Genomic DNA, 25,624 nt, shown 5'->3' with positions numbered 1-25,624 from the left:
TGATGCGCACTGTAACCAAGAAAAATTCCCTGGTCTGTAGGAAGAATCACCACCTAAGGTGAAAGTATGCACTCAGCCGCTACTGCCCTGACAACCCGCACGCGCGACCAGGCGCTGGACCTGCTCAAGTGGTTGGCGATGCTGTTCATGGTGCTCGACCACCTGCGTTATGCCGGCTGGCCGCAGCCATGGCTCTATGTGCCGGGGCGCCTGGCGTTTCCCTGGTTCTGCCTGGCGATCGCCGTCAATCTGGCACGGCGTCAGGCTGACGATAGCCGGCACTGGCGCTACCTGGGCTGGTTACTGTTGTTCGCTGCGCTTTCGGAAATTCCTTACAGGCTGTTCCAGCCGCAACCCGACTCACTGAATGTATTGCCCACGCTGGCCCTCGGCTTATTGCTGGCCAGAGCCTGGCAGGCGCAAACCCGTCAGGCCTTGTGGACTGGAATGGGGGCGTTGGTACTGGCCATCCTGCTGCATCGGCAGCTGATGTTTGGCCTGCCCGGGGTGCTGATGCCGTTGGCGTCATTGCTTGCCCTGTCCCGGCCGGGGTATTGGGCCATCCTCCCTGGCCTGTTGTGCCTGGCCGGTAACGTGTGGCCCGTGCTGTTGGCATCGGCCCGGCATGGCGATCCGGTGGCCTATGCCGGGATTGCTGCCTGCGTGCTCGGGCCCTGGCTGGGCCTGTCGCTTCTGAAAACGTCACCGGCGGTCGGCGTACCGCCCATGCGTCGCTGGGCCTACGCGATTTACCCGTTGCACTTTTTACTGCTGATGGGGCTGCGCAGGCTAATTTAGGGCCTTTGCGGTGATTTTTGCCGGGCATTACCCGCACGCAAATATCCCAATGCACCAGGGTATGTCGTAAACGCACCTTTGCGTGGCGTCCATAGGCATTTGGCCTGTCTGCGCCGGCCATACCATCGGCATCAAAGGGCGTTGCCTGTACGGCAGACCGCTCACCTATATGACAGGCGCCACGCCGCTGCTGGGAGAACCGCGATGTTCAGCAAGCAAGACCAACTCCAGGGTTATGACGATGCACTGCTGGCGGCGATGAATGCCGAAGAGCAACGCCAGGAAGATCACATCGAACTGATCGCCTCGGAGAACTACACCAGCAAGCGTGTGATGGAGGCCCAGGGCAGCGGCCTGACCAACAAGTATGCCGAGGGCTATCCCGGCAAGCGTTACTACGGTGGCTGCGAGCATGTGGACAAGGTCGAGCAGCTGGCGATCGAGCGTGCCAGGCAACTGTTCGGTGCCGATTACGCCAACGTCCAGCCGCACTCCGGCAGCCAGGCCAACGCCGCGGTCTATCTGGCCCTGCTGCAGGCTGGCGATACCGTGCTGGGCATGAGCCTGGCTCACGGCGGTCACCTGACCCACGGCGCCAAGGTCAGCTTCTCCGGCAAGCTTTACAACGCGGTGCAGTACGGCATCAACACCGAGACCGGCCTGATCGACTACGACGAAGTCGAGCGCCTGGCGGTCGAGCACAAGCCGAAAATGATCATCGCCGGGTTCTCGGCTTATTCGAAAACCCTGGATTTCCCGCGTTTCCGCGAGATTGCCGACAAGGTTGGCGCCTACCTCTTCGTCGACATGGCCCACGTTGCCGGGCTGGTCGCAGCAGGTCTGTACCCCAACCCAGTGCCTTACGCTGACGTCGTGACCACTACGACCCACAAGACCCTGCGCGGTCCGCGTGGCGGCTTGATCCTGGCGCGGGCCAACGAAGCGCTGGAAAAGAAACTCAACGCCGCTGTATTCCCCGGTGGCCAGGGCGGCCCGCTGATGCACGTGATCGCGGCCAAGGCCGTGTGCTTCAAGGAAGCGCTGGAGCCGAGCTTCAAGGCCTATCAGCAGCAAGTGATCGACAACGCCCAGGCCATGGCTGGCGTGTTTATCGATCGTGGCTACGATGTAGTGTCCGGTGGTACTGACAACCATCTGTTCCTGGTCAGCCTGATCCGTCAGGGCCTGACCGGCAAAGAGGCTGACGCCGCGCTGGGTCGTGCCCATATCACCGTGAACAAGAATGCCGTACCGAACGACCCGCAGTCGCCGTTCGTGACCTCGGGCCTGCGCATCGGCACCCCGGCGGTGACCAGCCGCGGCTTCAACGTAGCCCAGTGCACGGAGCTGGCCGGTTGGATCTGCGACATCCTCGACAACCTTGGCGATGCCGATGTCGAGGCCGATGTGGCGAAAAATGTCGCCGCACTCTGTGCAGACTTCCCGGTTTACCGCTGATCGGCTTCAGGAGTAATGACTATGCAACGCTACTCTGGCTTCGGCCTGTTCAAACACTCTCTGAGCCACCACGAAAACTGGCAGCGCATGTGGCGCACGCCGACACCGAAGAAAGTCTATGACGTGGTCATCGTCGGCGGTGGCGGGCATGGTCTGGCGACCGCCTACTACCTGGCCAAGGAGCACGGCATCACCAACGTGGCCGTGGTCGAGAAAGGCTGGCTGGGTGGCGGTAACACCGCGCGAAACACCACCATCGTGCGTTCCAACTACCTGTGGGACGAGTCGGCGCAGCTCTACGAGCATGCGATGAAGCTCTGGGAAGGTCTGTCCCAGGACATCAACTACAACGTGATGTTTTCCCAGCGCGGGGTCTACAACCTCTGCCACACGCTGCAGGACATCCGTGACTCGGAGCGTCGGGTCAGCGCCAACCGCCTCAATGGCATAGACGGCGAGCTGCTCGACGCCAAACAGGTCGCCGAAGAGATTCCGTACCTCGATTGCTCGAAGAACACCCGCTACCCGATCATCGGCGCCACCGTGCAACGTCGCGGCGGCGTAGCCCGTCACGACGCCGTGGCCTGGGGCTATGCCCGCGCCGCCGATGCCTTGGGTGTGGACCTGATCCAGCAGACCGAAGTCATCGGTTTCCGCAAGGAAAACGGCACCGTCATCGGCGTCGAAACCAACAAGGGCTTCATCGGCGCCAAGCGCGTCGGTGTGGTCACCGCCGGTAACTCCGGGCACATGGCCAAGCTGGCCGGTTTCCGCCTGCCGATCGAATCGCACCCACTGCAGGCGCTGGTGTCGGAGCCGATCAAACCGGTCATCGACAGCGTGATCATGTCCAACGCCGTGCATGGCTATATCAGCCAGTCGGACAAGGGCGACCTGGTCATCGGCGCTGGTATCGACGGCTGGGTCGGCTACGGCCAACGCGGTTCGTACCCGGTGATCGAGCACACCCTGCAAGCGATCGTCGAGATGTTCCCGATCCTGTCGCGCGTACGCATGAACCGTCAGTGGGGCGGCATCGTCGACACCACGCCGGACGCCTGCCCGATCATTTCGAAAACCCCGGTCAAGAACATGTTCTTCAACTGCGGTTGGGGCACCGGCGGCTTCAAGGCCACCCCGGTTCGGGCAACGTCTTCGCCGCGAGCCTGGCCAAGGGCGAGATGCACCCGCTGGCCGAACCCTTTTCCATCGACCGTTTCTACAACGGTGCATTGATCGACGAACACGGCGCTGCCGCTGTCGCCCACTAACAGGAGAAATCCCTATGTTGCACATCTTCTGTCCCCATTGCGGCGAACTGCGCTCCGAAGAAGAGTTTCACTCCTCGGGCCAGGCGCACATCCCGCGGCCGCTGGACCCGAACGCCTGCACCGATGAAGAGTGGGGCACCTACATGTTCTTCCGCGACAACCCGCGCGGGCTGCACCACGAGCTGTGGATTCACGCCGCCGGTTGCCGTCAGTACTTCAACGCCACGCGTGACACCGTGACCTACGAAATTCTGGAAACCTACGTGATCGGCGCCAAGCCGCAAGTGACTGGCAAAAGCACAAGCCCGCAGTTGGCTGTCAGTGGTCAGGGAGAAAAGGTATGAGCCAGGTCAATCGCCTGTCCAACGGCGGTCGTATCGACCGCAGTAAAGTGCTGAGCTTCAGCTTCAACGGCCAGAGCTATCAGGGCTATGCCGGTGACACCCTGGCCGCCGCGTTGCTGGCCAACGGTGTGGATATCGTCGGGCGCAGCTTCAAGTACTCGCGTCCGCGTGGCATCTACGCCGCCGGTGCCGAAGAGCCGAATGCCGTCCTGCAGATCGGTGCCACCGAAGCCACCCAGATCCCGAACGTGCGGGCAACCCAGCAAGCGCTGTACGGCGGCCTGGTTGCCACCAGCACCAACGGCTGGCCGAGCGTGAACACCGACGTGATGGGGATTCTCGGCAAGGTCGGCGGCAAGCTGATGCCGCCGGGCTTCTACTACAAAACCTTCATGTACCCGCAATCGTTCTGGATGACTTACGAGAAGTACATCCGCAAGGCAGCAGGCCTCGGCCGTTCGCCGCTCGAGAACGATCCGGACACCTACGACTACCTGAACCAGCACTGTGACGTGCTGGTGGTCGGTGCCGGCCCTGCCGGTCTTGCTGCGGCCCTGGCCGCTGCACGCACCGGTGCACGGGTGATCCTGGCCGATGAACAGGAAGAATTCGGCGGCAGCCTGCTCGACAGCCGCGAGAACCTCGATGGCAAGGCAGCAGCCGAATGGGTCGCCACCGTCATCGCCGAACTCAAAAGCATGCCGGAAGTGACCCTGCTGCCGCGTGCCACGGTCAACGGCTACCACGACCATAACTTCCTGACCATTCACGAGCGCTTGACCGATCACCTCGGTGACCGCGCGCCGATCGGCCAGGTGCGTCAGCGCATGCACCGTATCCGCGCCAAGCGCGTGGTGCTGGCCACCGGTGCCCACGAACGTCCGCTGGTCTATGGCAACAACGATGTGCCGGGCAACATGCTCGCCGGTGCGGTCTCCACCTACGTCCGTCGTTACGGCGTGGCACCGGGCAAGAAGCTGGTGCTGTCGACCAACAACGATTACGCCTACCGGGTCGCCCTGGACTGGCTCGATGCCGGCCTGAAAGTCGTGGCGGTCGCCGATGCGCGGCACAACCCACGCGGTTCGCTGGTCGAAGAAGCGCGGGCCAAGGGCATTCGCATCCTGACCTCCAGTGCCGTGATCGAAACCCGTGGCAGCAAGCACGTGACCTCGGCGCGGGTGGCCGCGATCGACGTCAAGGCGCACAAGGTCACCAGCCCGGGCGAATGGCTCGATTGCGACCTGGTTGCCACCTCCGGTGGTTACAGCCCGGTAGTGCACCTGGCTTCGCACCTGGGCGGCAAGCCGATCTGGCGTGAAGATATCCTCGCCTTCGTGCCGGGCGATGCCCCGCAGAAGCGCGTTTGCGTGGGCGGCGTGAACGGTGTGTATGCCTTGGCTGATGCGTTGGCCGATGGTTTCGAAGGCGGCGCTCGCGCAGCCACCGAAGCCGGTTTCAAGGCCGTCGAAGGGGTAATGCCCAAGGCGCTGTCGCGCCAGGAAGAGCCGACGATCGCGCTGTTCCAGGTGCCCCACGACAAATCCACTGCACGGGCGCCGAAGCAGTTCGTCGACTTGCAGAACGACGTCACCGCGGCCGCTATCGAACTGGCAACCCGCGAAGGCTTCGAGTCGGTCGAGCACGTCAAGCGCTACACCGCACTGGGTTTCGGTACCGACCAGGGCAAGCTCGGCAACATCAACGGCCTGGCGATCGCTGCCAAGTCGCGTGGCATCTCGATCACCGAGATGGGCACCACCATGTTCCGCCCCAACTACACGCCCGTGACCTTCGGCGCGGTCGCCGGGCGTCATTGCGGTCACCTGTTCGAACCGGTGCGCTTCACCGCGCTGCATGCCTGGCATGTCAAGAACGGTGCCGAATTCGAGGATGTCGGCCAGTGGAAGCGCCCTTGGTACTTCCCTCGCAGCGGTGAAGACCTGCACGCCGCCGTGGCCCGTGAATGCAAGGCCGTGCGTGAAAGCGTGGGCCTGCTCGATGCGTCGACCCTGGGCAAGATCGATATCCAGGGCCCGGATGCGCGCGAGTTCCTCAACCGCATCTACACCAACGCCTGGACCAAGCTCGATGTGGGCAAGGCCCGCTACGGCCTGATGTGCAAGGAAGACGGCATGGTCTTCGACGACGGCGTGACCGCCTGCATCGGCGAGAACCACTTCGTCATGACCACCACCACCGGTGGCGCCGCCCGCGTACTGCAGTGGCTGGAAATCTATCAGCAGACCGAATGGCCAGACCTGAAGGTGTACCTCACCTCTGTCACCGACCACTGGGCGACCCTGACCCTGTCCGGGCCCAACAGCCGCAAGCTGCTCAGTGAAGTGACCGATATCAACCTGGACAAGGACGCTTTCCCGTTCATGACCTGGAAAGAAGGTCAGGTCGGTGGCGTACCGGCGCGGGTGTTCCGCATCTCCTTTACCGGTGAGCTGTCCTATGAAGTGAACGTCCAGGCCGACTACGCCATGGGTGTGCTGGAAAAGATCGCCGAGGCGGGCAAGAAGTACAACCTGACCCCGTACGGCACCGAAACCATGCACGTACTGCGGGCCGAGAAGGGCTTCATCATCGTCGGTCAGGACACCGACAGTTCGATGACCCCGGACGACCTGAACATGGGCTGGTGTGTCGGTCGCACCAAACCGTTCTCCTGGATCGGCTGGCGCGGCATGAATCGCGAAGACTGCGTGCGCGAGAACCGCAAGCAGCTGGTCGGCCTCAAGCCGGTCGACCCGACCAAGTTACTGCCTGAAGGCGCGCAGCTGGTGTTCGACACTCGCCAAGCGATCCCGATGAGCATGGTCGGTCATGTGACGTCCAGCTACATGAGCTCCACGTTGGGTTATTCGTTTGCGCTCGGTGTGGTCAAGGGTGGTCTCAAGCGCATGGGTGAACGTGTGTTCGCACCGCTGGCCGATGGCAGCGTGATCGAGGCCGAGATTTGCTCCTCGGTGTTCTTCGACCCTAAAGGCGAACAACAGAACGTGTAACGACAGGAGGCCTGCGGTGCCCCCATCGCTGGCAAGCCAGCTCCCACAGAGGGAGTCTGACTTGCCACCTGTGGGAGCTGGCTTGCCAGCGAAGAGGCCCGCATTGGCAACACGACAGCTCACAGAATTCAGAGACAGGTGTCCAATGACCACAGTCAACGTCTACCAACAACGCCCCACCAACGGGGCCAAGGCCGAATCGCCACTGGCGCATGCCGACCTGGCCAGCCTGGTCGGCAAGGGCCGCAAGAACGCAGGTGTCACCCTGCGCGAGAAAAAACTGCTCGGCCACCTGACCCTGCGCGGCAACGGCCACGACCAGGCCTTCGCCGGCGGCGTGTTCAAGGCACTGGGCCTGGAACTGCCCGTAGCCCTGACCGTGGTTGCCAACGATGAAATGTCGTTGCAATGGATGGGCCCGGACGAGTGGCTGCTGATCGTCCCCGGCGGCCAGGAAGTGGCCGTGGAGAACAAGCTGCGCAAAGCGCTGGCCGGCCAGCACATCGCCGTGATCAACGTCAGCGGCGGCCAGACCCTGCTGGAACTCAGCGGGCCGAAAGTCCGCGAAGTACTGATGAAATCGACCAGCTACGACGTGCACCCGAACAACTTCCCGGTGGGCAAGGCGATCGGCACGGTGTTCGCCAAGTCGCAACTGGTGATTCGCCGTACCGGCGATGAAACCTGGGAGCTGTTGATTCGTCGCAGCTTCTCCGACTACTGGTGGCTGTGGCTGCAGGATGCAGCGGCTGAATACGGGTTGAGCATTCAGGCTTAACCTTCGACTGGCGAACTGGAGCTTCAATTATGAGCCGCGCCCCGGATACATGGATTCTGAATGCCGATTGCCCGAGCCTGCTCGGTACGGTGGACGTGGTAACGCGCTACCTGTACGAGAAAGGCTGCTACGTCACCGAACACCACTCGTTCGATGACCGGCTGTCCGGACGCTTCTTCATCCGGGTCGAGTTTCGCCAGCCCGATGGTTTCGACGAAAGCTCGTTCCGGGCCGGCCTGACCGAGCGTAGCGATGCCTTCGGCATGCTGTTCGAGCTGACCGCGCCCAAGTACCGGCCGAAGGTGGTGATCATGGTCTCCAAGGCCGACCACTGCCTGAACGACCTGCTTTATCGTCAGCGCATCGGCCAACTGTCCATGGACGTGGTCGCGGTGATTTCCAACCACCCGGACCTGGAACCCCTGGCCCGCTGGCACGAGATTCCTTACTACCATTTCCCGCTCGATCCCCATGACAAGCCGGCGCAAGAGCGCAAGGTGCTGGAGGTGATCGAGACGACCGGCGCGGAGCTGGTGATCCTTGCCCGCTACATGCAAGTGCTGTCACCGGAACTGTGTCGCAAGCTCGATGGCTGGGCGATCAATATCCACCACTCCCTGCTGCCCGGTTTCAAGGGCGCCAAACCCTATCACCAGGCGTACAACAAGGGCGTGAAACTGGTCGGCGCCACCGCGCACTACATCAACAACGATCTCGACGAGGGGCCGATCATTGCCCAGGGCGTCGAGGCAGTCGATCACAGTCACTATCCCGAAGACCTGATTGCCAAGGGCCGGGACATCGAATGCCTGACCCTGGCACGCGCAGTGGGTTACCACATCGAGCGCCGGGTGTTCCTCAACGCTAACCGTACCGTAGTCCTTTGAGGTGGTATGCGTACCTGTAGCCGCTGCCGCCAGGCTGCGCTGAGGTCCGAAGGGCCTCCCTGCGGTCTCACATTTTTGCGACCGCTCTGCGGTCGAGCGCAGCCTCTGGCAGCGGCTACAGGGATAGCGCCGGGGCTGACTCATTGAATTCCAGTAACAAGGCGCTGCCCACAAGGCAGCGCACTTTGCACCGCTACATAACAACAAACAGCGAGGTGAAAGCATGTCTGGTAATCGTGGTGTGGTGTATCTCGGCTCCGGCAAGGTCGAAGTCCAGAAAATCGACTACCCCAAAATGCAGGACCCGCGTGGCAGGAAAATCGAGCACGGTGTCATCCTGCGCGTGGTTTCCACCAATATCTGCGGCTCTGACCAACACATGGTCCGCGGCCGTACCACCGCCCAGGTCGGCCTGGTACTGGGCCACGAGATCACCGGTGAAGTGATCGAGAAGGGCAGCGATGTCGAGAACCTGAAAATCGGCGACCTGGTGTCGGTGCCGTTCAACGTTGCCTGCGGCCGTTGCCGTTCGTGCAAGGAGCAACACACCGGCGTCTGCCTGACGGTAAACCCCGCGCGTCCCGGCGGTGCCTACGGTTACGTGGACATGGGCGACTGGACCGGCGGCCAGGCCGAATACGTGCTGGTGCCGTACGCCGACTTCAACCTGCTGAAACTGCCGGACCGCGACAAGGCCATGGAGAAAATCCGCGACCTGACCTGCCTCTCCGACATCCTCCCCACCGGCTACCACGGCGCCGTCACCGCCGGCGTCGGCCCCGGCAGCTCGGTCTACATCGCCGGTGCCGGCCCGGTCGGCCTGGCCGCTGCCGCCTCGGCGCGCCTGCTCGGTGCTGCTGTGGTCATCGTCGGTGACGTCAACCCGGTGCGCCTGGCCCACGCCAAGGCCCAGGGCTTCGAAATCGCCGACCTGTCCCAGGACACCCCGCTGCACGAACAGATCGCCGCGCTGCTGGGCGAACCGGAAGTGGATTGCGCCGTCGATGCCGTAGGCTTCGAAGCCCGTGGCCATGGCCATGCCGGCGTCAAGGAAGAAGCACCGGCCACCGTGCTCAACTCGTTGATGGGCGTGGTGCGGGTTGCCGGCAAGATCGGTATCCCTGGCCTCTACGTGACCGAAGACCCGGGCGCAGTCGATGCTGCCGCGAAAATGGGTAGCCTGAGCATTCGCTTTGGCCTGGGTTGGGCCAAGTCCCACAGCTTCCATACCGGCCAGACGCCAGTGATGAAGTACAACCGCCAGCTGATGCAGGCGATCATGTGGGATCGGATCAATATTGCTGAAGTGGTGGGCGTGCAGGTGATCAGCCTGGATCAGGCGCCGGAAGGGTATGGCGAGTTTGATGCTGGCGTGCCGAAGAAGTTTGTGATTGATCCGCATAAGTTGTTTAGTGCGGCTTGACGGAGTCGAGTTTTGGCTGAGCCCCGCTGTCTTATTGGCAGTGGGGCTTTTAACAAAATCGCAAACGCCCTTCAGTGTCAGAGCCCCGGTAGGATCAATCTGATTAACCGGCTCCCCATTACAGTACACGTATGCGTTCACTCCTCCTTGAGGCCCTCACAGTCAGCGTGGGGGAACAAACTGCCGGCATTTCAGTCAAACTGCTGCTTTCCGCCCGCACGCTCGGGTGGCTTTATGGCTCAAGAGGTCGTTTGAATGAAGATTTCCCGCGGTTTTGCACTGGCGACGCTGATGACCCTGGCCGCGAGCCCGGTGTTTGCCTTCAACTTGAGTGACGCCGCCAATGCGGTTTCCGCCATGCAGGGTGGCAACCAGAGCAGTGATACGACCGTGGCTGCGGCTCCGGAGGCGGGCAATCTGCTCAATACCCTGGGCACTCAACTCAATATCACGCCCGAGCAGGCCATTGGGGGTACCGGTGCGTTGCTGGGCCTGGCAAAGAACCGTCTGAGCCCCACGGACTATTCGCAACTGAGCCAGTCTGTGCCGGGCCTGGATTTGCTCGCCGGTGTCAGTGCACTGGGCGGCTTGAGCGGTTTGGGCGGACTGTTGGGTAATAGCGGTGGCGAGCAGACAGGCCTGGGCGGGCTGTTGGGTAATAGCGGTGGCGAGCAGGCAGGCCTGGGCGGGCTGTTGGGTAATAGCGGTGGCGAGCAGACAGGCCTGGGCGGGCTGTTGGGCAATAGCAGCGGCAACCAGACGGCGCTGGATAATGCCTTGGGCAATGTGAAAGACACCAACGACCTGAACAACGCGTTCACCGCCCTGGGCATGGACACGGGCATGATCGGCATGTTCGCCCCCGTGCTCCTGCAATTCCTGGGGCAACAGGGCGTCGCCGGCACGCTGCTGCAGAGCCTGGGCAGCGCCTGGGGCCTGGGGACGACTACCGGCAACCCTTGAGTTCGGCGCGCAAGGCGTCGATGCGCGGGTCCTTTTCCATCCAGAGCTGGTTGACCCAGTTCTGGACGGTCTGGCGAAAGGCAGTCTAACGTCGGGCGCTCACATTCAACCTGAGGTAATCACGACGTGAAATCCGTTCTTGCGCTGTTAACGCTGCTGGCCTTGCCGGTCATGGCAGCAGAGCCGACCCTCTATGGGCGCTATGAATACATCGGCTTGCCGGAAATCGGCGAGACCCTCAAGGCCAAGATGGACACCGGCGCCCTGACCGCCTCGCTGTCGGCCAGGGACATCGAACGTTTTACCCGTGATGGTGAAGACTGGGTGCGCTTTCGCCTGGCGACCAAGAACGCCGACGACAAAGTGTACGAGCACAAGATCGCGCGCATCAGCAAGATCAAGAGCCGTGCCGACGAAGAGGAAGAGGAGAACGGCGAAGGCGCGGCCGTGGCCAAGCGCCCCGTGGTCGACCTGGAGTTGTGCCTGGGCGGGGTCAAGCGCACCGTCGAGGTCAACCTGACCGACCGCAGCAGTTTCAACTACCCGCTGCTGATCGGCGCCAAGGCCTTGCGCGAGTTCGGCGCGGCGGTGAACCCGGCGCGGCGGTTCACCGCTGGCAAACCCGACTGCTGATCGATCGTCAGGCTGTTGGCGGCTCAGTGGCTTTGAGCGACGGACGCTGTCTGACATCGGCGTACCATTTGGCCAATTGTGGCTGGGCGGCGCGCCAATCCAAACTGGGCATGCGAAAGTCCAGGTAGCCCAATGCGCAGGCGACGCTGATGGCGGCGATATCGAAGGCCGAACTCAATTCGGCGATGCTGTCGCGCTCAAGGTAGGCCAGGGCCCGTTCGATTTTTTCCCGTTGATTGTCCAGCCACAGGTCCCAGTGTTTATCCGCTGGGCGCAGGAAGGTTTCATAGCGGATCAGCACGGCGGCATCGAGGATGGCGTCGGCCAGCGAGGCCAACATCAGACGCCGCCAGCGCGCAGACCCCTCACGCGGGATCAGCGGGTTGCCGACATGCTGGTGGTCCAGATAGTCGAGAATCACCCGGCTGTCGTGCAGAACGCTGCCGTCGGCCAGGCGCAGGGCCGGGATCTTGCCGGCCGGGTTGTCTTCGTTAAGGCCGCTGTCGGGGCTGACCGGGCTCAGGGTAATGGTGTTGATGGCGACGCGGTCCAGTTGCCCGGTTTCGTGCAGCAGCACCATGACTTTGCGCACGAAGGGCGAGGCGGGGGAGTGGAACAGGGTCATGCTGGGGGTGGACATGGGGTTCCCTCATCGGCAGTGAGCGTCTAGCCTAATCAGCGTCAGGCAGTTTGGCGAGCGCTACGCGTTGTAGCCGCTGCCGCAGGCTCGGTGCGCCGCTGCGACGCCAAGGCCCGCAGGGCCTTCAACGGGCGACCAGGCCCCGCAAACCGAGCACCGCAGGCACCGCCAGCCCCACCCACGCCAGCGCATCCCACCAACCATCCCCGAGCAAGGCGGCGAACAAGCCCGCCGCACCAAGGAAGGCGATCAACAGGGGCATGCCGAATACGGGCCAGAAGCTGGATTTCTTCTTGCTCGCCATCACGCAACCTCCGCCTGGCCGGCATTGGCCGAAACGCTTACACGCCGCCGCACCCACCACAGGTACAGCCCGCTGCCGAGCACGATGATGGTCAGCACATCCAGCGCAGCCCAGAGAATCTGCATCGGCCGACCGCCGTAGTCACCGAAGTGCAGCGGCTGCGACAGGCCCATGGCGTCCATGTACCAGGGGCGATCGCCGATGGCGGTGACTTCCAGTGTGCTGGCGTCGATCAGCACCGGGGTCAGCAAGTGAGCGGTCAGGTGGGTGCTGCCTTTCATGAACACCGCGTAGTGGTGTTCGCTGGAGAAACGTGTGCCGGGGAAGGCGATGAAATCCGGTTGCATGCCTGGCGCTGCCTCGGCCGCGATCTTCAACAGGTTGCTGGCGGGCGCCAGGGTTTGTAGCGGTGGTGCATCGCGGTAGGGCGCAACCATTGCCGCCAGGCTTTCGTTGCGCCAGGCGGCGATGACCAGGTCGGCACAGGCGCTGATCACGCCGGTGACACCCACCACCAGCGCCCAGCTCAGGGTGACGATTCCGATCAGGTTGTGCAGGTCCAGCCAGCGCAAGCGCGTGGATTTGTCGTGGCGCACGGTGGCGAACTTCATCCGCCGCATGAATGGCGCATACAGCACCACGCCGGAGATGATCGCCACGACGAACAGCAGGCCCATGAAGGCCAGCAACAGCTTGCCCGGCAGCCCGGCGAACATGTCCACATGCAGGCGCAGCATGACCATCATGAAGCCGCCATTGGCTGAGGGCATTTCCACCGCTTCGCCGCTGCGGGCATCGAGCATGAAGGTGTGCGAACTGTTGGGCTCGGTACCGGCCGTGGCCGCCATGATCGCCACCACGCCGTTAGCGTCGTCTTCGTCCCAGCCCAGGTATTGCACGACTTCGCCGGGGCGATGGGCCTGGGCCTTGACGACCAGTTGCTGCAGGTCCAGGTGCGGGGTCTCGGCGGGCATTTCCTTGAGTTCGGGGGCATCGCCCAGCAGATGCTCGATCTCGTGATGGAAAATCAGCGGCAAGCCGGTGATGGCCAGCATCAGCAGGAACAGGGTGCAGATCAGGCTGGTCCAGGTGTGGATAAAAGACCAGCGACGGATGGTTTGGCTTTTCATGTGCAGTCCAAATGCAAAGGGCCACTGCGCAATGAATGGCCCTTGGTACAACGGGATGGCCCTAGCGGCTTACCACTTGTAGTTCACGCTGGCGACCACGTTGCGCTCGTCACCGTAGTAGCACCAGTAACCGTCGCAGTTGGACAGGTAGTCCTTGTCGAACAGGTTCTTGGCATCCACGGCGATCGAGGCACCCTTGAGGCTGTTGCTCAGGCGGCCGAGGTCGTAGTGTACCGAGGCGTCATACACGGTGTAGGAGCCGACATGGCCCAGGTCGGTATTGGTGGTGTTGCCGTAGGTATCGCCCACATAGCGCACACCCGCGCCGACACCGAAGCCGTCGAGCACGCCGCTGTGCCAGGTGTAATCGCTCCAGAGCGTGGCCTGGTTGCGCGGCACCAGGGCCATGCGGTTGCCTTGCTCGTTGGCGGCGCCTTTGCGGATCTCCGAATCGGTGTAGCTGTAAGAACCGATCAGTTTGAGGTTATCCGTGACTTCAGTGGTGGCTTCGAGCTCCAGGCCGCGAACCTGAAGTTCACCCACCTGGCTGGTGATATTGCCTTCGGTGACCTTGACGTTCTTCTGGCGCAAATCGTACACAGCCGCTGTCAGCAAGGTGTTGCTGCCAGGCGGTTGGTACTTGATCCCGGTTTCATACTGACGCCCTTCGGTGGGCTCGAACGACTCGGTCGCGTTCACGTTGGCACCCGTGGCCGGCTGGAACGATTCGGTGTAGGAGACGTACGGGGCAATGCCATTGTCGAAGACATGGCTCAGCCCGACGTTACCGCTGAACGCCTTGTCGCGCTGAGTGTTGGTCGCCTCGTTGTTGTTGTAGAACTTGGTGCCGGTGTGCACCCAGTCTTCACGGCCGCCGATTGTCAGGCGCCATTTGTCCAGGGCGATCTGGTCTTGTATGTACAGACCGGTTTGCCGGGTTTTCTGGTTGTAATCGTAGAAGTTGAAATAGCCTACGTTGGAGAAGTCCTGGCCGTAGATCGGTCGGTTTACATTGGTGGGTGGAACGTTGAGGAAGCCATATAACCAGTTGTAGTTGGTGTTGGAGCGTTGGTGATCCAGCCCCAGCAACAGCGTATGGCTCAGCGCTCCGGTCTGGAAGTCGGCCTGGAAGTTGTTGTCTACGGCAAACTGGCTGATGTCTTCGTTGACGATGCCGGTCTCACGGTTCACGGTGCCATCGGGCTGGACCGTATTGAAGGTGGCGACGTTGATGCCCTGAAACGACAGATCGCTCTTGGTGTAGCGCAGGTTCTGACGGAACTGCCAGACATCGTTCAGGCGATGGTCAAGGGCGTAGCCGAGCGCGTAGTAAGTGCGGTCGTAAAACTCCCAGTCCGGATCGCCCAGGTTCTTGTGGTGCGAGATCTTGCCCGCGGGGGAATCGAGCTTGGTGCCTTGCAGGGGCAGAAACTGGCCACTGATACCCGTATCGTCGCGGGTGTACTGCGAGATAAAGGTCAGGTGGGTATCGTCGTTGATGTTCCAGGTCAGGCTGGGCGCGATGTTGTAGCGCTTGTCCGGCACGTGGTCGGTCGATGAGTTGCTGTCACGCACCACGCCACTGACACGGTAGAGAAACTGACCTTCGTCGTCGATCTTGCCGGTGCTGTCGAAATTGATCTGTTTGTGTTCGTTGCTGCCAGCCTGCAGTTCAACCTGGTTGGCATTTTCGGCCTGGGGGCGACGGCTGACCATGTCGAGCATGCCGCCTGGTGGCGTCTGCCCGTACACCGAAGAAGCCGGGCCGCGCAGTACGGCGATGCGCTCCAGGTTCCATGGCTCGACTTTCGGGTTGGAAAACGAACCTTTTGGCAGTGGCAGACCATCGAGGAACTGGGTCGGGTCGAAACCGCGAATCCGCAGCCAGTCGGCACGCGAGTCCGAGCCGTAGCCGCTGCTCATCACGCCGGCGGTGTAGCGCAGGGCGTCGTTGAGGTTGAGGACCGAACGGTCGTCCATCTGCTCGCGGGTCACGACCGAAATCGAACGCGGGGCTTCAACGATAGGGGTGTCGGTCTTGGTCCCGGCGGCGGTGCGGGTGGCCACGTAACCGGTGACCGGCCCCCAGGCGCTTTCATAAGCTTCGCGGGCGTTGATGCTGGTTTCGGGCAAGGCCAGGGTGCCTTCGGGAATGGCAACCAGGCTGTAGCTGCCGACACTGCTCTGCTGCAGTTGCAGGCCGGTGCCGCGCAGGGCTTCGCGCAGGGCGCCAGGGGCATCGAACTTGCCCCTGACCGGCGCCGAGGTACGACCACTGGCCAGGTTTGGGTCCAGACTCAGGGCCAGGCCGGCCTGGCTGGCGATTTGATTGAGGGTGGTCGACAGCGGCCCCGCCGGCAGGTCATAGGTGCGCACGCTGCTGGCCTGCTCGGCGGCGATCAGCGGGCTGCTCGCCAGCGGTGCGGCCAGGGCGATGGCCACGGCCATGAGGCTGGGGCGCAGAAGGGTTTCGAATGGGCGGGACATGCGGCGGCTCCAGAAGGAAAAGTTGCTTAATGCCTTGGTGCCGAGCGAAAAGCGGAAAGTGATAGGGCTGATCGAAAATAATTTAGATTTAGAATCAAGAATACGACTGCTTAGCAGCCGATCGCGGGCAAGCCCGCTCCCACAAGGTCCTCTGCCTGCCCCAAATATTTGGGTCGCGCAGGTCCCTGTGGGAGCTGGCCGGGCGGCGTTCCGCTTGCCAGCGATAAAGACCCAAAGGGTCTTCAGGGCTTATCTTTGCGCGCCGCCACCGTAACCCACCAAGGCGCACGCTGCTCAATCTGCACCGGCAACGTCGGCACCAAGGATTGCAGCGCAAGGTCGGTATTGGTCAGCGGGAAGCTACCGGTGATGTGCAGGTTGGCAACCTCCGGGCTAACCCCCAGATAGCCACTGCGATAACGCCCGAGCTCCTTGACCAGGTCACCGAGACGAGCGTTGTCGACCACCAGCATGCCCCGGGTCCAGGCGTCGGCACCGGGGGCCAGGGCGAGGGTGGCGCTCAGGCCATTGTGGCGCATCAGCACTTGCTGGCCTTCGCGCAGGATCTGTTCGTCGTGGCTGTCCTCAGGCTGGGCAGCGACCGCTGATTGCAGCACGCTCAAGCGGGTGCCGTCCTCTTCGAGCTTGACCAGAAAGCGCGTGCCCAGCGCTCGCAGGCGGCCATCGGCGGTGGCGACGATGAAGGGCCGGTCATCCTTGTGCCCGGTTTCGATGAAGATTTCACCTTCCTGCAACACGATCAGTCGCTGCTTGTCATCGAAACGCACATCCACCGCACTGTGGGTGTTGAGGTTGAGTAGCGTGCCATCGGCCAGGCGCATCATGCGTTGCTCGCCGGTGGCCGTGCGTTGATCGGCCAGCCAGTAATTGAGCGGCAGATGGCGATCACCGAAAAACAGCGCCAGGCCACCGACCAGCATCACGCTGGCGATGCCGCTGCCAAGTTTGCGCACCCGCCGTCGCAGGCTGGTGCGCGATTGCATCAGGGCCTTGCGTGCGGGGCCGGCGGCGGCACTGAAGCGCTGGTCGAGCATGCCCAACTGCATCCAGGCGCGCGCATGCTCTTCATCGGCGGCGTACCACTGGCTGAACTCGGCGCGCTCGACCACGCTGCCATTGCCCGAGTCCAGGCATAGCTGCCAGGCAATGGCGGCATCGAGTACCCGTGCCGATACCGGCATTGAACCGAGCGGGCTCATGTCGGCTCACCATAGAGCGCCACATAGCATTGGCGCATGCCTTGGGCCAGGTATTGACGCACCCGTGGCACCGACACCCCGAGGCGCTCGGCGATCTCGGCGTGGCCGAGGCCATCCAGGCGGCTGTGCAGAAAAGCGGCGCGGGCCTTGCTCGACAGCTTGCCGAGCAGGCGGTCGATGGCCTTGAGGTCTTCGAGGATCAGGTGTTGCTCTTCGGGCGAAGGCTGCTCGGCTTCCGGTATCAGCATCAGCTCGGACAGGTAGGCCTGTTCCAGTGCCGTGCGGCGGAAATGGTCGAACAGCAGACCCTTGGCGATGGCGACCAGAAACGCCCGCGGCTCGCGGGGCGTAGTGAGCGCATCACGGCCGAGCAGGCGCATGAAGGTGTCCTGGCTCAGGTCCTCGGCCCGCTGCGGGCAGGCGATGTTGCGCCTGAGCCAGGCGAGCAGCCAACTGCGGTGGTCGCGGTACAGCGCACCGACCAGCTCACTGTGAGGGCTTTGGGCTGACGACAAGGCATTCCCCGGAAAAGAAAGTTCAAACTAACGAGAATTATTCGCGATTGTCGCAGAGCCTTTCACTCTGCGCAATTCACGCTCATCGGTTGTTTCCGGGGAAGCGGGTGCACCGCCAGGCTCAGAATGAGTGGGTGCGCTGACGGCGACGCCACTGGTTCAGGCGATGCTCCAGATGCAGGGGGCTGTCGATTTGCTGGCGCCGCGCCTTGCTGAACAGAATCAAGGCCAGCTCGGCGGTGACCAGGGCATCGGCGCTGGCATGGTGGCGGGCGTGTGCCTGCAGGCCGAACCAGGCGGTCCAGTCATCCAGCCCGGCTTCACGCAGCGTTGCTTGCGGGCAAAGCATGGGGGCCAATTCCGCCAGGTCGAAAAAGCTGTGCTGCAGGCGATAGCCGAGGCTGTCCTTGAGCGCGCGGCTGAGCATGCGTTGATCGAAGGGGGCATGAAACGCCAGCACCGGGCTGTCGCCGATGAATTGCATCAGGTCCAGCAGGGCTTCGGCGGGCTTGCTGCCAGCAGCAATGGCGCTGGGCCCCAGGCCATGAATCAGCACGCTGGGGCCGGTCTTCAGTTCACTGCGCTGCAGGGTGCGCTCGAACTGCTGCCCCAGGTCGATGGCGCCGTCTTCGATCACCACAGCGCCAATGGACAGAACCTGATCGCGGTTGATATTCAGGCCGGTGGTTTCCAGATCGAGCACTACCCAGCGCTGCTGGCGCAGAGAGTGCTCGGCCAACGCACCAGGGCTGGCCAATGCTTGCACGCGTTGTTGCTGCTCGGCAGTGAGCTGCGGTGGGCTGGGCCGCAACCAGGCAAACAGGCTCATAGCTGATACCGCAATGTCAGGCTGCTTTGCAGGCGCTGGGCCTGGCGCAGGGATTCACGCAGGATACGCCGATCCAGATCGTTAAGGCTGTCGGGGTCGACCCGGTTGGAGTAGGGCAGGTTCTGCCGGCTCTGCAATTGATGTTGTTGCATGCGGGTCTGCTGGATGAAGTGATAGGCCTCCTCATAGGCGGCACCATCGAGACGGTCAATGACTTCCCGGGCTACCAATTGGCGCAGGCGCTCCAGAGTGTTGTTGGCATCGATGCCATGGGCCAGCGCCAGCAGCCGGGCACCATCGACGAAAGGTGTCAGGCCCTGGACTTTGAGGTCGAGCGTGGCAGCCTTGTCGCTGCCCTGGCGGGTCAGCACGAACTCACGGAAACGTCCCACGGGTGGGCGTTGGCGCAGGGCATTGTTGGCCATCATGCGCTGGAACAGTCGATTGTCGGCCACCTGGTCGAGGATGCCCTTGCGCAATTGCACGCAGCTTTGTTCTTCGCCCCAGACCACGCGCAGGTCGAAATAGATGCTCGAGGCCAGCAGGTTTTCCGGCGTTGCCTCGCGGATAAAGGCAGCAAAACGGCGGCCCCATTCGGCGCGGGATAGGCACAGCTCGGGGTTGCCGGCCATGATGTTGCCCTTGCACAGGGTGAAGCCGCATTGCACCAGGCCCTGATTGATCTGCTGCGCCAGCGGCAGCAGCACACTGCGGATCTCGGCGGCATGGGCGGCATCGCGGGCTTCGAAAATGATGCCGTTGTCCTGGTCGGTATGCAGCGTTTGCTCGCGCCGCCCTTCGCTGCCGAAGCACAGCCAGCTGAACGGGATGCCGGGATCGCCTTTTTCTTCGAGTACCAGCTCAATGACCCGGCAGACCATGTGATCGTTGAGCAGGGTGATGATCTGGGTGATCTGGGTCGAGGATGCGCCGTGGGCCAGCATGCGGTCGACCAGCTGGCGGATCTCCCCGCGCAGGCCCACCAGGCTCTCGATGCGCGAGGCGTGGCGGATAGTACGGGCCAGGTGCACCAGATCGACCCGCTGCAACGAGAACAGGTCGCGCTCGGAAACCACGCCGCAAAGTCGCTGCTCCTTGACCAGACACACGTGGGCGATATGCCGCTCGGTCATGGCGATGGCGGCGTCGAAGGCCGTGGCATCGGGGCTCAGGTAGAAGGGTGCCTGGGTCATGTGCCGTTCGATGCCCTGGCTGAAGTCGGCGCTGCCATCGGCAACCACCTGGCGCAGGTCGCGCAGGGTGAAGATACCTTGGGGCGCCCTGTGTTGGTCGACGATCACGATACTGCCGACCTGCTGTTCATGCATCAGCTTCACGGCCTCGCGCAGCGGTGTTTGCGGGCCGCAGGTGACTGGATGACGCATGGCCAGTTCGCCCAGGCGGGTGTTGAGCGAATACTGGGTACCGAGAGTTTCCACGGCACGGCGCTGGACTTGCTGGTTGACCTGGTCGAGCAGGCTGCTGACGCCGCGCAGGGCGAAGTCGCGGAAAGGGGCCGAGAGCGCGAATAGCTTGATGAAGGCCAGCTTGTTCAACTGCAGGCAGAAGGTATCCTCGGCAGCCAGGTGTTCGGTGCGCGTCGCGCGTTCGCCCAGCAATGCTGCCAGCGGGAAGCATTCACCAGTGGCAATCTCGAAGGTGGTTTCGGTGCCGCGTTTGGCGGTGTGCGGTCGTTCGCCGACCACGCGCCCCTGTTTTACGATATAGAAGTGCTCCACCGCGCCATCGGCAGGTTTGATGATGCTTTCGCCTTCGGCAAAAAAGCGCAGTTGGCATTGTTCTACCAGGTACGCCAGGTGCGCATTCTCCATCTGGTTGAAAGGTGGAAAGCGTTGCAGAAACTGCATGGTGCCGTGGATATTCTGCAGTACTGCTGTTTTCCCAGCCTGGGCAAAGGCGTCCGTTTTACTCATGACCACTACCGCATTGTGTTTATCAACTGCCATGGTCGACCCCCGGCGCTGGGGTGCCCATTGGACGTAAGTCTAAAAAACCTCCAGGCGCGTGGGCACCCAGCGGATTTTGGATCCGAATTATGGATAAACCGACGAAGGGCGGGTTGAAACCTGTATCAATGCAGTCTGAACTCAATAGACAGGGTAGTCAGCATGGGCATTGATGATGAGAAGGTTATGTCCGATCACGATATTTTGAGTGACGAAGAGCGTGAAGCAATCAATGCCGTCATGCAGGAACCCGAGGCGTTACCTCTAAAAGCCTTGATCGTCGATGACGATCAAGGGGCGCGGGAAGTTCTGGCGGAAATTCTTCAGCTTCATGGCATCCAGTGCCTGACGGCCAATAGCGCCGCCCAGGCCTTGCGTTCGCTCGCGGCCGACAAATCCATTGGCCTGCTGATTACCGACCTGCGCATTGGGCCGTTCGATGGGTTGGAGTTGATTCGCCAGATCCGCGAGTCCGAGCGCAGTGCTTTGCCTATTGTGATCATTTCCGGCGATGCGGATGTCAAAGATGCCATCGCGGCCATGCATTTGAGCGTCGTCGACTTCCTGCTCAAACCGATCGATTCGAAGCAGCTGATTACATTGGCCCGCCGGGAACTGGGCCTCGATCCCCAGGCATAAAAAAGCCCCGATCTTGCGATCGGGGCTTTTTGTATTGCGTCTTACAGGCCGTTCTTCGCTTTGAATTCACGACGACGACGATGCAGGACCGGCTCGGTGTAGCCGTTTGGCTGTTTGGTACCTTCTACCACCAGCTCGACCGCCGCCTGGAAGGCGATGTTGTTGTCGAAGTCAGGTGCCAGCGGACGGTACAGCGGGTCGGCGGCGTTCTGCCGGTCGACCACCGGGGCCATGCGCTTGAGGCTCTGCAGAACCTGCTCTTCGGTAACGATGCCATGACGCAGCCAGTTGGCCAGCAGCTGGCTGGAAATCCGCAGGGTGGCGCGGTCTTCCATCAAGCCGACGTCGTTGATGTCCGGCACTTTCGAGCAGCCGACACCCTGGTCGATCCAGCGCACCACGTAACCGAGGATGCCCTGGGCGTTGTTGTCGAGTTCGTTCTGGATCTCTTCGGCCGACCAGCTGGTGTTGGCAGCCAGAGGGATGGTCAGAATGTCATCGACCGAAGCGCGGGCGCGCTTGGCCAGTTCGGCCTGACGCGCGAATACGTCGACCTTGTGGTAGTGCAGGGCGTGCAGGGCAGCAGCAGTCGGCGACGGTACCCAGGCGGTGTTGGCACCGGCCAGTGGGTGAGCGATTTTCTGCTCGAGCATGTCGGCCATCAGGTCCGGCATGGCCCACATGCCTTTACCAATCTGGGCGCGGCCTTGCAGGCCGGTGCTCAGGCCGATGTCGACGTTCCAGTTCTCGTAGGCACCGATCCACTTCTCGGCTTTCATGGCGGCCTTGCGCACGACGGCGCCGGCTTCCATCGAGGTGTGGATTTCGTCGCCGGTACGGTCGAGGAAACCGGTGTTGATGAACACCACGCGCTCGCTGGCGGCCTTGATGCAGGCCTTGAGGTTGACCGTGGTACGGCGCTCCTCGTCCATGATGCCGACTTTCAGCGTGTTGCGCGGCAGGCCCAGGACTTCTTCGATGCGGCCGAACAGTTCGTTGGTGAACGCGGCTTCTTCCGGGCCATGCATTTTCGGTTTGACGATGTAGACCGAACCGGTGCGGCTGTTCTTGCGCGCGGTGTTGCCATTGAGGCTGTGAATCGCTGCCAGGCTGGTGACCAGACCGTCGAGGATGCCTTCGGGCACTTGGTTGCCCTGGCCGTCGAGGATCGCATCGATGGTCATCAGGTGACCGACGTTGCGTACGAACAGCAGGGAACGGCCGTGCAGTGTCAACTCGCTGCCGTCGATCGCGATGTATTTGCGATCGGGGTTCATGGTCCGGGTGAAGGTCTCGCCAGCCTTGAACACTTGTTCGGCCAGGTCGCCCTTCATCAGGCCGAGCCAGTTGCGGTAGATCACCACCTTGTCGTCGGCATCGACTGCGGCAACGGAGTCTTCGCAGTCCATGATGGTGGTCAGCGCGGCCTCCATCAGCATGTCCTTGATGCCGGCCGGGTCGGTCTGGCCGATCGGGCTGCTGGCATCCACCTGGATTTCGAAGTGCAGGCCGTTGTTCTTCAGCAGGATGGCGGTCGGCGCTTGTGCGTCGCCCTTGAAGGCGATCAGTTGCGCATCGTTACGCAGGCCGGAGTTGCTGCCACCCTTGAGGCTGACAACCAGCTTGCCGTCGACGACCGTGTAGCCGGTGGAGTCGACGTGGGAGCCGGCAGCCAATGGTACGGCTTCATCGAGGAAAGCGCGGGCGAAAGCGATCACCTTGTCACCACGGACTTTGTTGTAGCCTTTGCCTTTTTCCGCGCCACCGGCATCGCTGATGGCGTCGGTGCCGTACAGGGCATCGTAGAGCGAACCCCAACGGGCATTGGAAGCGTTGAGGGCAAAACGGGCATTCATCACCGGCACGACCAGCTGTGGGCCGGCCATGCGCGCGATTTCGTCATCGACATTTTGCGTCGTCGCCTGGAAATCAGCAGCTTCTGGCAGCAGATAACCGATTTCTTGCAAGAAGGCTTTGTAGGCCGTTGCGTCATGAGCCTCGGCTTTCCCAGAAGCATGACGCGCCTGGTGCCAGGCGTCGATTTTCGCCTGCAGGTCGTCACGCTTGGCCAGTAGCGCTTTGTTCTTTGGAGCGAGGTCGTTGATGATCTTTTCCGCGCCCACCCAGAACTGTTCGGCGTTGACACCGGTTCCAGGGATGGCTTCGTTATTCACGAAGTCGAACAGGACTTTGGCGACCTGAAGGCCACCGACTTGAACGTGTTCAGTCATTGCTTGCCTCACTCTGCTCAGCTATTCAGCTCTTCTATTTAAAGCCTGTAGCGCTTCTCTAAACACGGTACCAGAACATGCCCTCGCGGGCGGCTGGGCTTGCCAGCCAGCGCGTGCTGGCGGGGTTTCCATGTTTTCACAGGCGCCTTGGCAGACATCGATGCAACATTATGTAGTCCGCGCTGCGGCATACTACATGATGAGGTGCGGTTGTGAAAATTAGACTAAATACGTCGTTCCGCGACCGGCATGAGCTCTTCGGTCACGCTGGGGAGTGGTATGTTCTCAAAAAAGCGGGGGATTGTTCCAGATAAATCTTAAAACAGTACACGATTTATCTTTCCGAGCGCCTGCGGCAGGTTGCCGCGCCTTGCCTATACTTTCTCGATCCCCGGCGTATTTGCCGCTGGCAACAAGCGAGGGCTGCAGCGTGGATGATTTGGTATTGACAGTTTTTGCCCCGGACAAAGCCGGGCAGGTCGAACGGATTGCACAGTGCATCGCCGAGCATAACGGCAACTGGATGGAGAGCCGCATTTCGCGCATGGCCGGTCAGTTCGCCGGAATCGTGCGGGTGGCCGTGGCGGCCGAGTCCTATGACGAACTGGTCGATGCCTTGGAAAAGTTAAAGGCGCAAGGGATACGCGTAGTGATCTCCGATATTGGCATGGAGTCGTCCTGCACCTGGAAACCGATCGCCATGGAACTGGTCGGCAATGACCGGCCAGGTATCGTGCGCGAAATCACCCGGGTGTTGAGTGAGCAGGGCGTGAACCTCGAACGATTGACCACCGATGTTCGCCCGGCACCGATGAGCAGTGAGCCGCTGTTTCACGCCGATGCGATTCTCGCGGTGCCATTGACCTTGCCGCTGGAGCAATTGCAGGCGCGCCTGGAAGAGCTTGCCGATGATCTGATGGTCGAGTTGGTGCTGCGTACCGAACCGCAGTAACAAGTTATCCCTTATTAACTTGGATGTGCCTGTGGATAAGCTGGGGAGCCCTGGCTCAACTGCACGCCGGCTGCGGCTTTCCGAGATATGAGCAAAAAACGAGCAATTTCAAGGGCTTGTGCACAAACTGCGTGGATCAAGCTGTGGATAACCTTGGGAGACACCTCTGCAGGCCACGATTATCGTGGCCTGCAGGGTGTTGTACGTTTTTTGATCATCTGCGGCGACGCAAACTTACCCACGCATCGACGCTATAAAGGGCAAGGCCCGCCCAGATGAACATGAAGGCGACCAGGGTGCTGGACGCCAGATGCTCATCAAAAAGCAGCACAGCCTGCAGCAACACCAGTGTCGGTGCCAGGTATTGCAGGAAGCCTAGTGTCGTATACGGCAGATGCCGGGCGGCAGCGTTGAAGCAGACCAGCGGTACCAGCGTAATCGGCCCCGCCGCGATCAGCCACAGCGCTTGTGTATCGGTGTAGAAACTGGCCTGCGCGCTGTGAGCCAAGGGATTGAACAGCAACCAGCCAATGGCCAGGGGCACCAGCAACCAGGTTTCCACCACCAGCCCGGGCAGCGCCGCGACCGGTGCCTGCTTGCGAATCAAGCCGTAGAAGCCGAAGGTCAGCGCCAGCACCAGCGAAACCCAGGGCAGGCTGCCAACCTGCCAGACCTGCTGTGCCACGCCGATAGCAGCCAAGGCAACCGCCACCCATTGCAGGCGCCGCAGGCGTTCACCCAGCAGCAACATGCCAAGCAGGACGTTGACCAACGGGTTGATGTAGTAGCCCAGGCTGGCCTCGAGCATGCGCCCATTATTCACTGCCCAGACGTATACCAGCCAGTTGCTGGCGATCAGGGTACCGCTCAGGGTCAGGATCGCCAACCGCCGTGGGTTGTCGCGCAGTTCACGCCACCAGCCGGGATGCTTCCAGAACAGTAACAGCACCGAACCGAACAGTGCCGACCACAGTACGCGGTGGACGATGATTTCCACCGCCGGCACCGCCGCGATGGCTTTGAAGTAAAGTGGGAAGAGTCCCCAGATGATATAGGCGGTAAGGCCCAGGATATACCCGCGACGCGGGTTGGCGGCTTGCATGCAGAATCCTTGCTTAGGCAGCTAACTAAAAATACAGCG

21 protein-coding genes and 1 pseudogene are annotated in these 25,624 nt (G+C 61.9%); 12 read left to right on the top strand and 10 right to left on the bottom strand.

Going from position 1 to position 25,624, the window contains the following annotated elements; genetic code table 11:
- Positions 1 to 66 precede the first annotated feature (66 nt).
- The 10 genes and pseudogenes from NVV94_RS24720 (at position 67) to NVV94_RS24675 (ending at position 11,569) form a co-directional block, all read left to right on the top strand.
- On the top strand, positions 67 to 798 hold the full coding sequence (locus tag NVV94_RS24720; protein ID WP_258444904.1) for a conjugal transfer protein TraX: 732 nt from the start codon (positions 67 to 69) through the stop codon (positions 796 to 798).
- A 204-nt stretch (positions 799 to 1,002) separates the two neighbouring features.
- Positions 1,003 to 2,256 carry a serine hydroxymethyltransferase gene (glyA, locus tag NVV94_RS24715; RefSeq protein ID WP_258444903.1) on the top strand — a complete coding sequence of 418 codons (1,254 nt, stop codon included), beginning with the start codon at positions 1,003 to 1,005 and terminating at the stop codon, positions 2,254 to 2,256.
- A 21-nt stretch (positions 2,257 to 2,277) separates the two neighbouring features.
- Positions 2,278 to 3,527: pseudogene (locus NVV94_RS24710) on the top strand (sarcosine oxidase subunit beta family protein).
- 14 nt (positions 3,528 to 3,541) lie between these two features.
- Complete coding sequence (locus NVV94_RS24705) at positions 3,542 to 3,871, top strand: sarcosine oxidase subunit delta (RefSeq protein ID WP_258442909.1); 330 nt, start codon at positions 3,542 to 3,544, stop codon at positions 3,869 to 3,871.
- A complete protein-coding gene (locus NVV94_RS24700; RefSeq protein WP_258442907.1) occupies positions 3,868 to 6,885 on the top strand; it encodes a sarcosine oxidase subunit alpha in 3,018 nt (1,005 codons plus the stop codon). The genes NVV94_RS24705 and NVV94_RS24700 overlap by 4 nt, the downstream gene beginning before the upstream one ends.
- Positions 6,886 to 7,030: 145 nt before the next feature.
- The gene (locus NVV94_RS24695) at positions 7,031 to 7,663 is read left to right on the top strand and encodes a sarcosine oxidase subunit gamma (RefSeq protein WP_258444902.1); all 633 of its coding nucleotides are present in this window, start codon (positions 7,031 to 7,033) and stop codon (positions 7,661 to 7,663) included.
- Between the two features lie 29 nt (positions 7,664 to 7,692).
- On the top strand, positions 7,693 to 8,550 hold the full coding sequence (gene purU, locus NVV94_RS24690) for a formyltetrahydrofolate deformylase (RefSeq protein ID WP_258444901.1): 858 nt from the start codon (positions 7,693 to 7,695) through the stop codon (positions 8,548 to 8,550).
- Positions 8,551 to 8,773: 223 nt separating this feature from the next.
- Positions 8,774 to 9,973 (top strand): formaldehyde dehydrogenase, glutathione-independent, encoded by a 1,200-nt coding sequence (fdhA, locus tag NVV94_RS24685; protein WP_258444900.1) that lies wholly within the window; start codon positions 8,774 to 8,776, stop codon positions 9,971 to 9,973.
- Between the two features lie 255 nt (positions 9,974 to 10,228).
- Positions 10,229 to 10,936 (top strand): DUF2780 domain-containing protein, encoded by a 708-nt coding sequence (locus tag NVV94_RS24680; protein ID WP_258444899.1) that lies wholly within the window; start codon positions 10,229 to 10,231, stop codon positions 10,934 to 10,936.
- A 126-nt stretch (positions 10,937 to 11,062) separates the two neighbouring features.
- On the top strand, positions 11,063 to 11,569 hold the full coding sequence (locus tag NVV94_RS24675) for an ATP-dependent zinc protease (RefSeq protein WP_258444898.1): 507 nt from the start codon (positions 11,063 to 11,065) through the stop codon (positions 11,567 to 11,569).
- Positions 11,570 to 11,576: 7 nt separating this feature from the next.
- On the opposite strand, the gene NVV94_RS24670 is transcribed toward NVV94_RS24675, so the two are convergent.
- The 8 genes from NVV94_RS24670 to NVV94_RS24635 form a co-directional block, all read right to left on the bottom strand.
- Positions 11,577 to 12,209 (bottom strand): glutathione S-transferase N-terminal domain-containing protein, encoded by a 633-nt coding sequence (locus tag NVV94_RS24670; protein WP_258444897.1) that lies wholly within the window; start codon positions 12,207 to 12,209, stop codon positions 11,577 to 11,579.
- A 124-nt stretch (positions 12,210 to 12,333) separates the two neighbouring features.
- Positions 12,334 to 12,513, bottom strand: coding sequence for a hypothetical protein (locus NVV94_RS24665; protein ID WP_258444896.1), 180 nt, complete (start codon positions 12,511 to 12,513; stop codon positions 12,334 to 12,336).
- Entirely contained in the window at positions 12,513 to 13,643 is a 1,131-nt protein-coding gene (locus NVV94_RS24660; protein WP_258444895.1) for a PepSY domain-containing protein, read from the bottom strand. Before NVV94_RS24660 ends, NVV94_RS24665 begins: the two co-directional genes overlap by 1 nt.
- A 69-nt stretch (positions 13,644 to 13,712) precedes the next feature.
- Entirely contained in the window at positions 13,713 to 16,130 is a 2,418-nt protein-coding gene (locus tag NVV94_RS24655) for a TonB-dependent siderophore receptor (RefSeq protein WP_258444894.1), read from the bottom strand.
- A gap of 242 nt (positions 16,131 to 16,372) precedes the next feature.
- On the bottom strand, positions 16,373 to 17,350 hold the full coding sequence (locus NVV94_RS24650; protein WP_258444893.1) for a FecR domain-containing protein: 978 nt from the start codon (positions 17,348 to 17,350) through the stop codon (positions 16,373 to 16,375).
- The gene (locus tag NVV94_RS24645) at positions 17,347 to 17,865 is read right to left on the bottom strand and encodes an RNA polymerase sigma factor (protein WP_258444892.1); all 519 of its coding nucleotides are present in this window, start codon (positions 17,863 to 17,865) and stop codon (positions 17,347 to 17,349) included. The genes NVV94_RS24650 and NVV94_RS24645 overlap by 4 nt, the downstream gene beginning before the upstream one ends.
- Positions 17,866 to 17,986: 121 nt before the next feature.
- The gene (locus NVV94_RS24640) at positions 17,987 to 18,694 is read right to left on the bottom strand and encodes a PolC-type DNA polymerase III (protein ID WP_258444891.1); all 708 of its coding nucleotides are present in this window, start codon (positions 18,692 to 18,694) and stop codon (positions 17,987 to 17,989) included.
- Positions 18,691 to 20,628, bottom strand: coding sequence for a DUF294 nucleotidyltransferase-like domain-containing protein (locus NVV94_RS24635; protein ID WP_309304302.1), 1,938 nt, complete (start codon positions 20,626 to 20,628; stop codon positions 18,691 to 18,693). The genes NVV94_RS24640 and NVV94_RS24635 overlap by 4 nt, the downstream gene beginning before the upstream one ends.
- 219 nt (positions 20,629 to 20,847) lie before the next feature.
- On the opposite strand from NVV94_RS24635, the gene NVV94_RS24630 reads away from it, so the two are divergent.
- Positions 20,848 to 21,300 (top strand): response regulator, encoded by a 453-nt coding sequence (locus tag NVV94_RS24630; protein ID WP_258447815.1) that lies wholly within the window; start codon positions 20,848 to 20,850, stop codon positions 21,298 to 21,300.
- Between the two features lie 41 nt (positions 21,301 to 21,341).
- Here the strand turns inward: NVV94_RS24630 and NVV94_RS24625 are convergent, their stop codons facing one another.
- Complete coding sequence (locus NVV94_RS24625; RefSeq protein ID WP_258444890.1) at positions 21,342 to 23,531, bottom strand: malate synthase G; 2,190 nt, start codon at positions 23,529 to 23,531, stop codon at positions 21,342 to 21,344.
- Between the two features lie 430 nt (positions 23,532 to 23,961).
- On the opposite strand from NVV94_RS24625, the gene NVV94_RS24620 reads away from it, so the two are divergent.
- Positions 23,962 to 24,483: a glycine cleavage system protein R gene (locus NVV94_RS24620; RefSeq protein ID WP_258444889.1), complete on the top strand. Its 522-nt coding sequence runs from the start codon at positions 23,962 to 23,964 to the stop codon at positions 24,481 to 24,483.
- Between the two features lie 214 nt (positions 24,484 to 24,697).
- On the opposite strand, the gene rarD is transcribed toward NVV94_RS24620, so the two are convergent.
- Entirely contained in the window at positions 24,698 to 25,585 is an 888-nt protein-coding gene (gene rarD, locus NVV94_RS24615; protein WP_258444888.1) for an EamA family transporter RarD, read from the bottom strand.
- Between the last annotated feature and the right edge of the window lie 39 nt (positions 25,586 to 25,624).

The organism is Pseudomonas sp. LS1212, assembly GCF_024741815.1.
Classification (GTDB): Bacteria; Pseudomonadota; Gammaproteobacteria; order Pseudomonadales; family Pseudomonadaceae; genus Aquipseudomonas.
Note: the sequence above shows the minus strand (reverse complement) of the source record. Positions and strands in the feature narration are given on the sequence as shown.

Excerpts from the sequence above, each read along its gene's own strand:
- glyA (WP_258444903.1), top strand. The coding sequence starts at position 1,003 with ATGTTCAGCAAGCAAGACCAACTCCAGGGTTATGACGATGCACTGCTG.
- NVV94_RS24670 (WP_258444897.1), bottom strand. The coding sequence starts at position 12,209 with ATGTCCACCCCCAGCATGACCCTGTTCCACTCCCCCGCCTCGCCCTTC.
- NVV94_RS24720 (WP_258444904.1), top strand. The coding sequence starts at position 67 with ATGCACTCAGCCGCTACTGCCCTGACAACCCGCACGCGCGACCAGGCG.
- NVV94_RS24680 (WP_258444899.1), top strand. The coding sequence starts at position 10,229 with ATGAAGATTTCCCGCGGTTTTGCACTGGCGACGCTGATGACCCTGGCC.
- rarD (WP_258444888.1), bottom strand. The coding sequence starts at position 25,585 with ATGCAAGCCGCCAACCCGCGTCGCGGGTATATCCTGGGCCTTACCGCC.
- NVV94_RS24640 (WP_258444891.1), bottom strand. The coding sequence starts at position 18,694 with ATGAGCCTGTTTGCCTGGTTGCGGCCCAGCCCACCGCAGCTCACTGCC.
- NVV94_RS24665 (WP_258444896.1), bottom strand. The coding sequence starts at position 12,513 with ATGGCGAGCAAGAAGAAATCCAGCTTCTGGCCCGTATTCGGCATGCCC.
- NVV94_RS24660 (WP_258444895.1), bottom strand. The coding sequence starts at position 13,643 with ATGAAAAGCCAAACCATCCGTCGCTGGTCTTTTATCCACACCTGGACC.
- NVV94_RS24705 (WP_258442909.1), top strand. The coding sequence starts at position 3,542 with ATGTTGCACATCTTCTGTCCCCATTGCGGCGAACTGCGCTCCGAAGAA.
- NVV94_RS24655 (WP_258444894.1), bottom strand. The coding sequence starts at position 16,130 with ATGTCCCGCCCATTCGAAACCCTTCTGCGCCCCAGCCTCATGGCCGTG.
- NVV94_RS24635 (WP_309304302.1), bottom strand. The coding sequence starts at position 20,628 with ATGAGTAAAACGGACGCCTTTGCCCAGGCTGGGAAAACAGCAGTACTG.
- fdhA (WP_258444900.1), top strand. The coding sequence starts at position 8,774 with ATGTCTGGTAATCGTGGTGTGGTGTATCTCGGCTCCGGCAAGGTCGAA.
- NVV94_RS24650 (WP_258444893.1), bottom strand. The coding sequence starts at position 17,350 with ATGAGCCCGCTCGGTTCAATGCCGGTATCGGCACGGGTACTCGATGCC.
- NVV94_RS24700 (WP_258442907.1), top strand. The coding sequence starts at position 3,868 with ATGAGCCAGGTCAATCGCCTGTCCAACGGCGGTCGTATCGACCGCAGT.
- NVV94_RS24630 (WP_258447815.1), top strand. The coding sequence starts at position 20,848 with ATGTCCGATCACGATATTTTGAGTGACGAAGAGCGTGAAGCAATCAAT.
- NVV94_RS24625 (WP_258444890.1), bottom strand. The coding sequence starts at position 23,531 with ATGACTGAACACGTTCAAGTCGGTGGCCTTCAGGTCGCCAAAGTCCTG.
- purU (WP_258444901.1), top strand. The coding sequence starts at position 7,693 with ATGAGCCGCGCCCCGGATACATGGATTCTGAATGCCGATTGCCCGAGC.
- NVV94_RS24695 (WP_258444902.1), top strand. The coding sequence starts at position 7,031 with ATGACCACAGTCAACGTCTACCAACAACGCCCCACCAACGGGGCCAAG.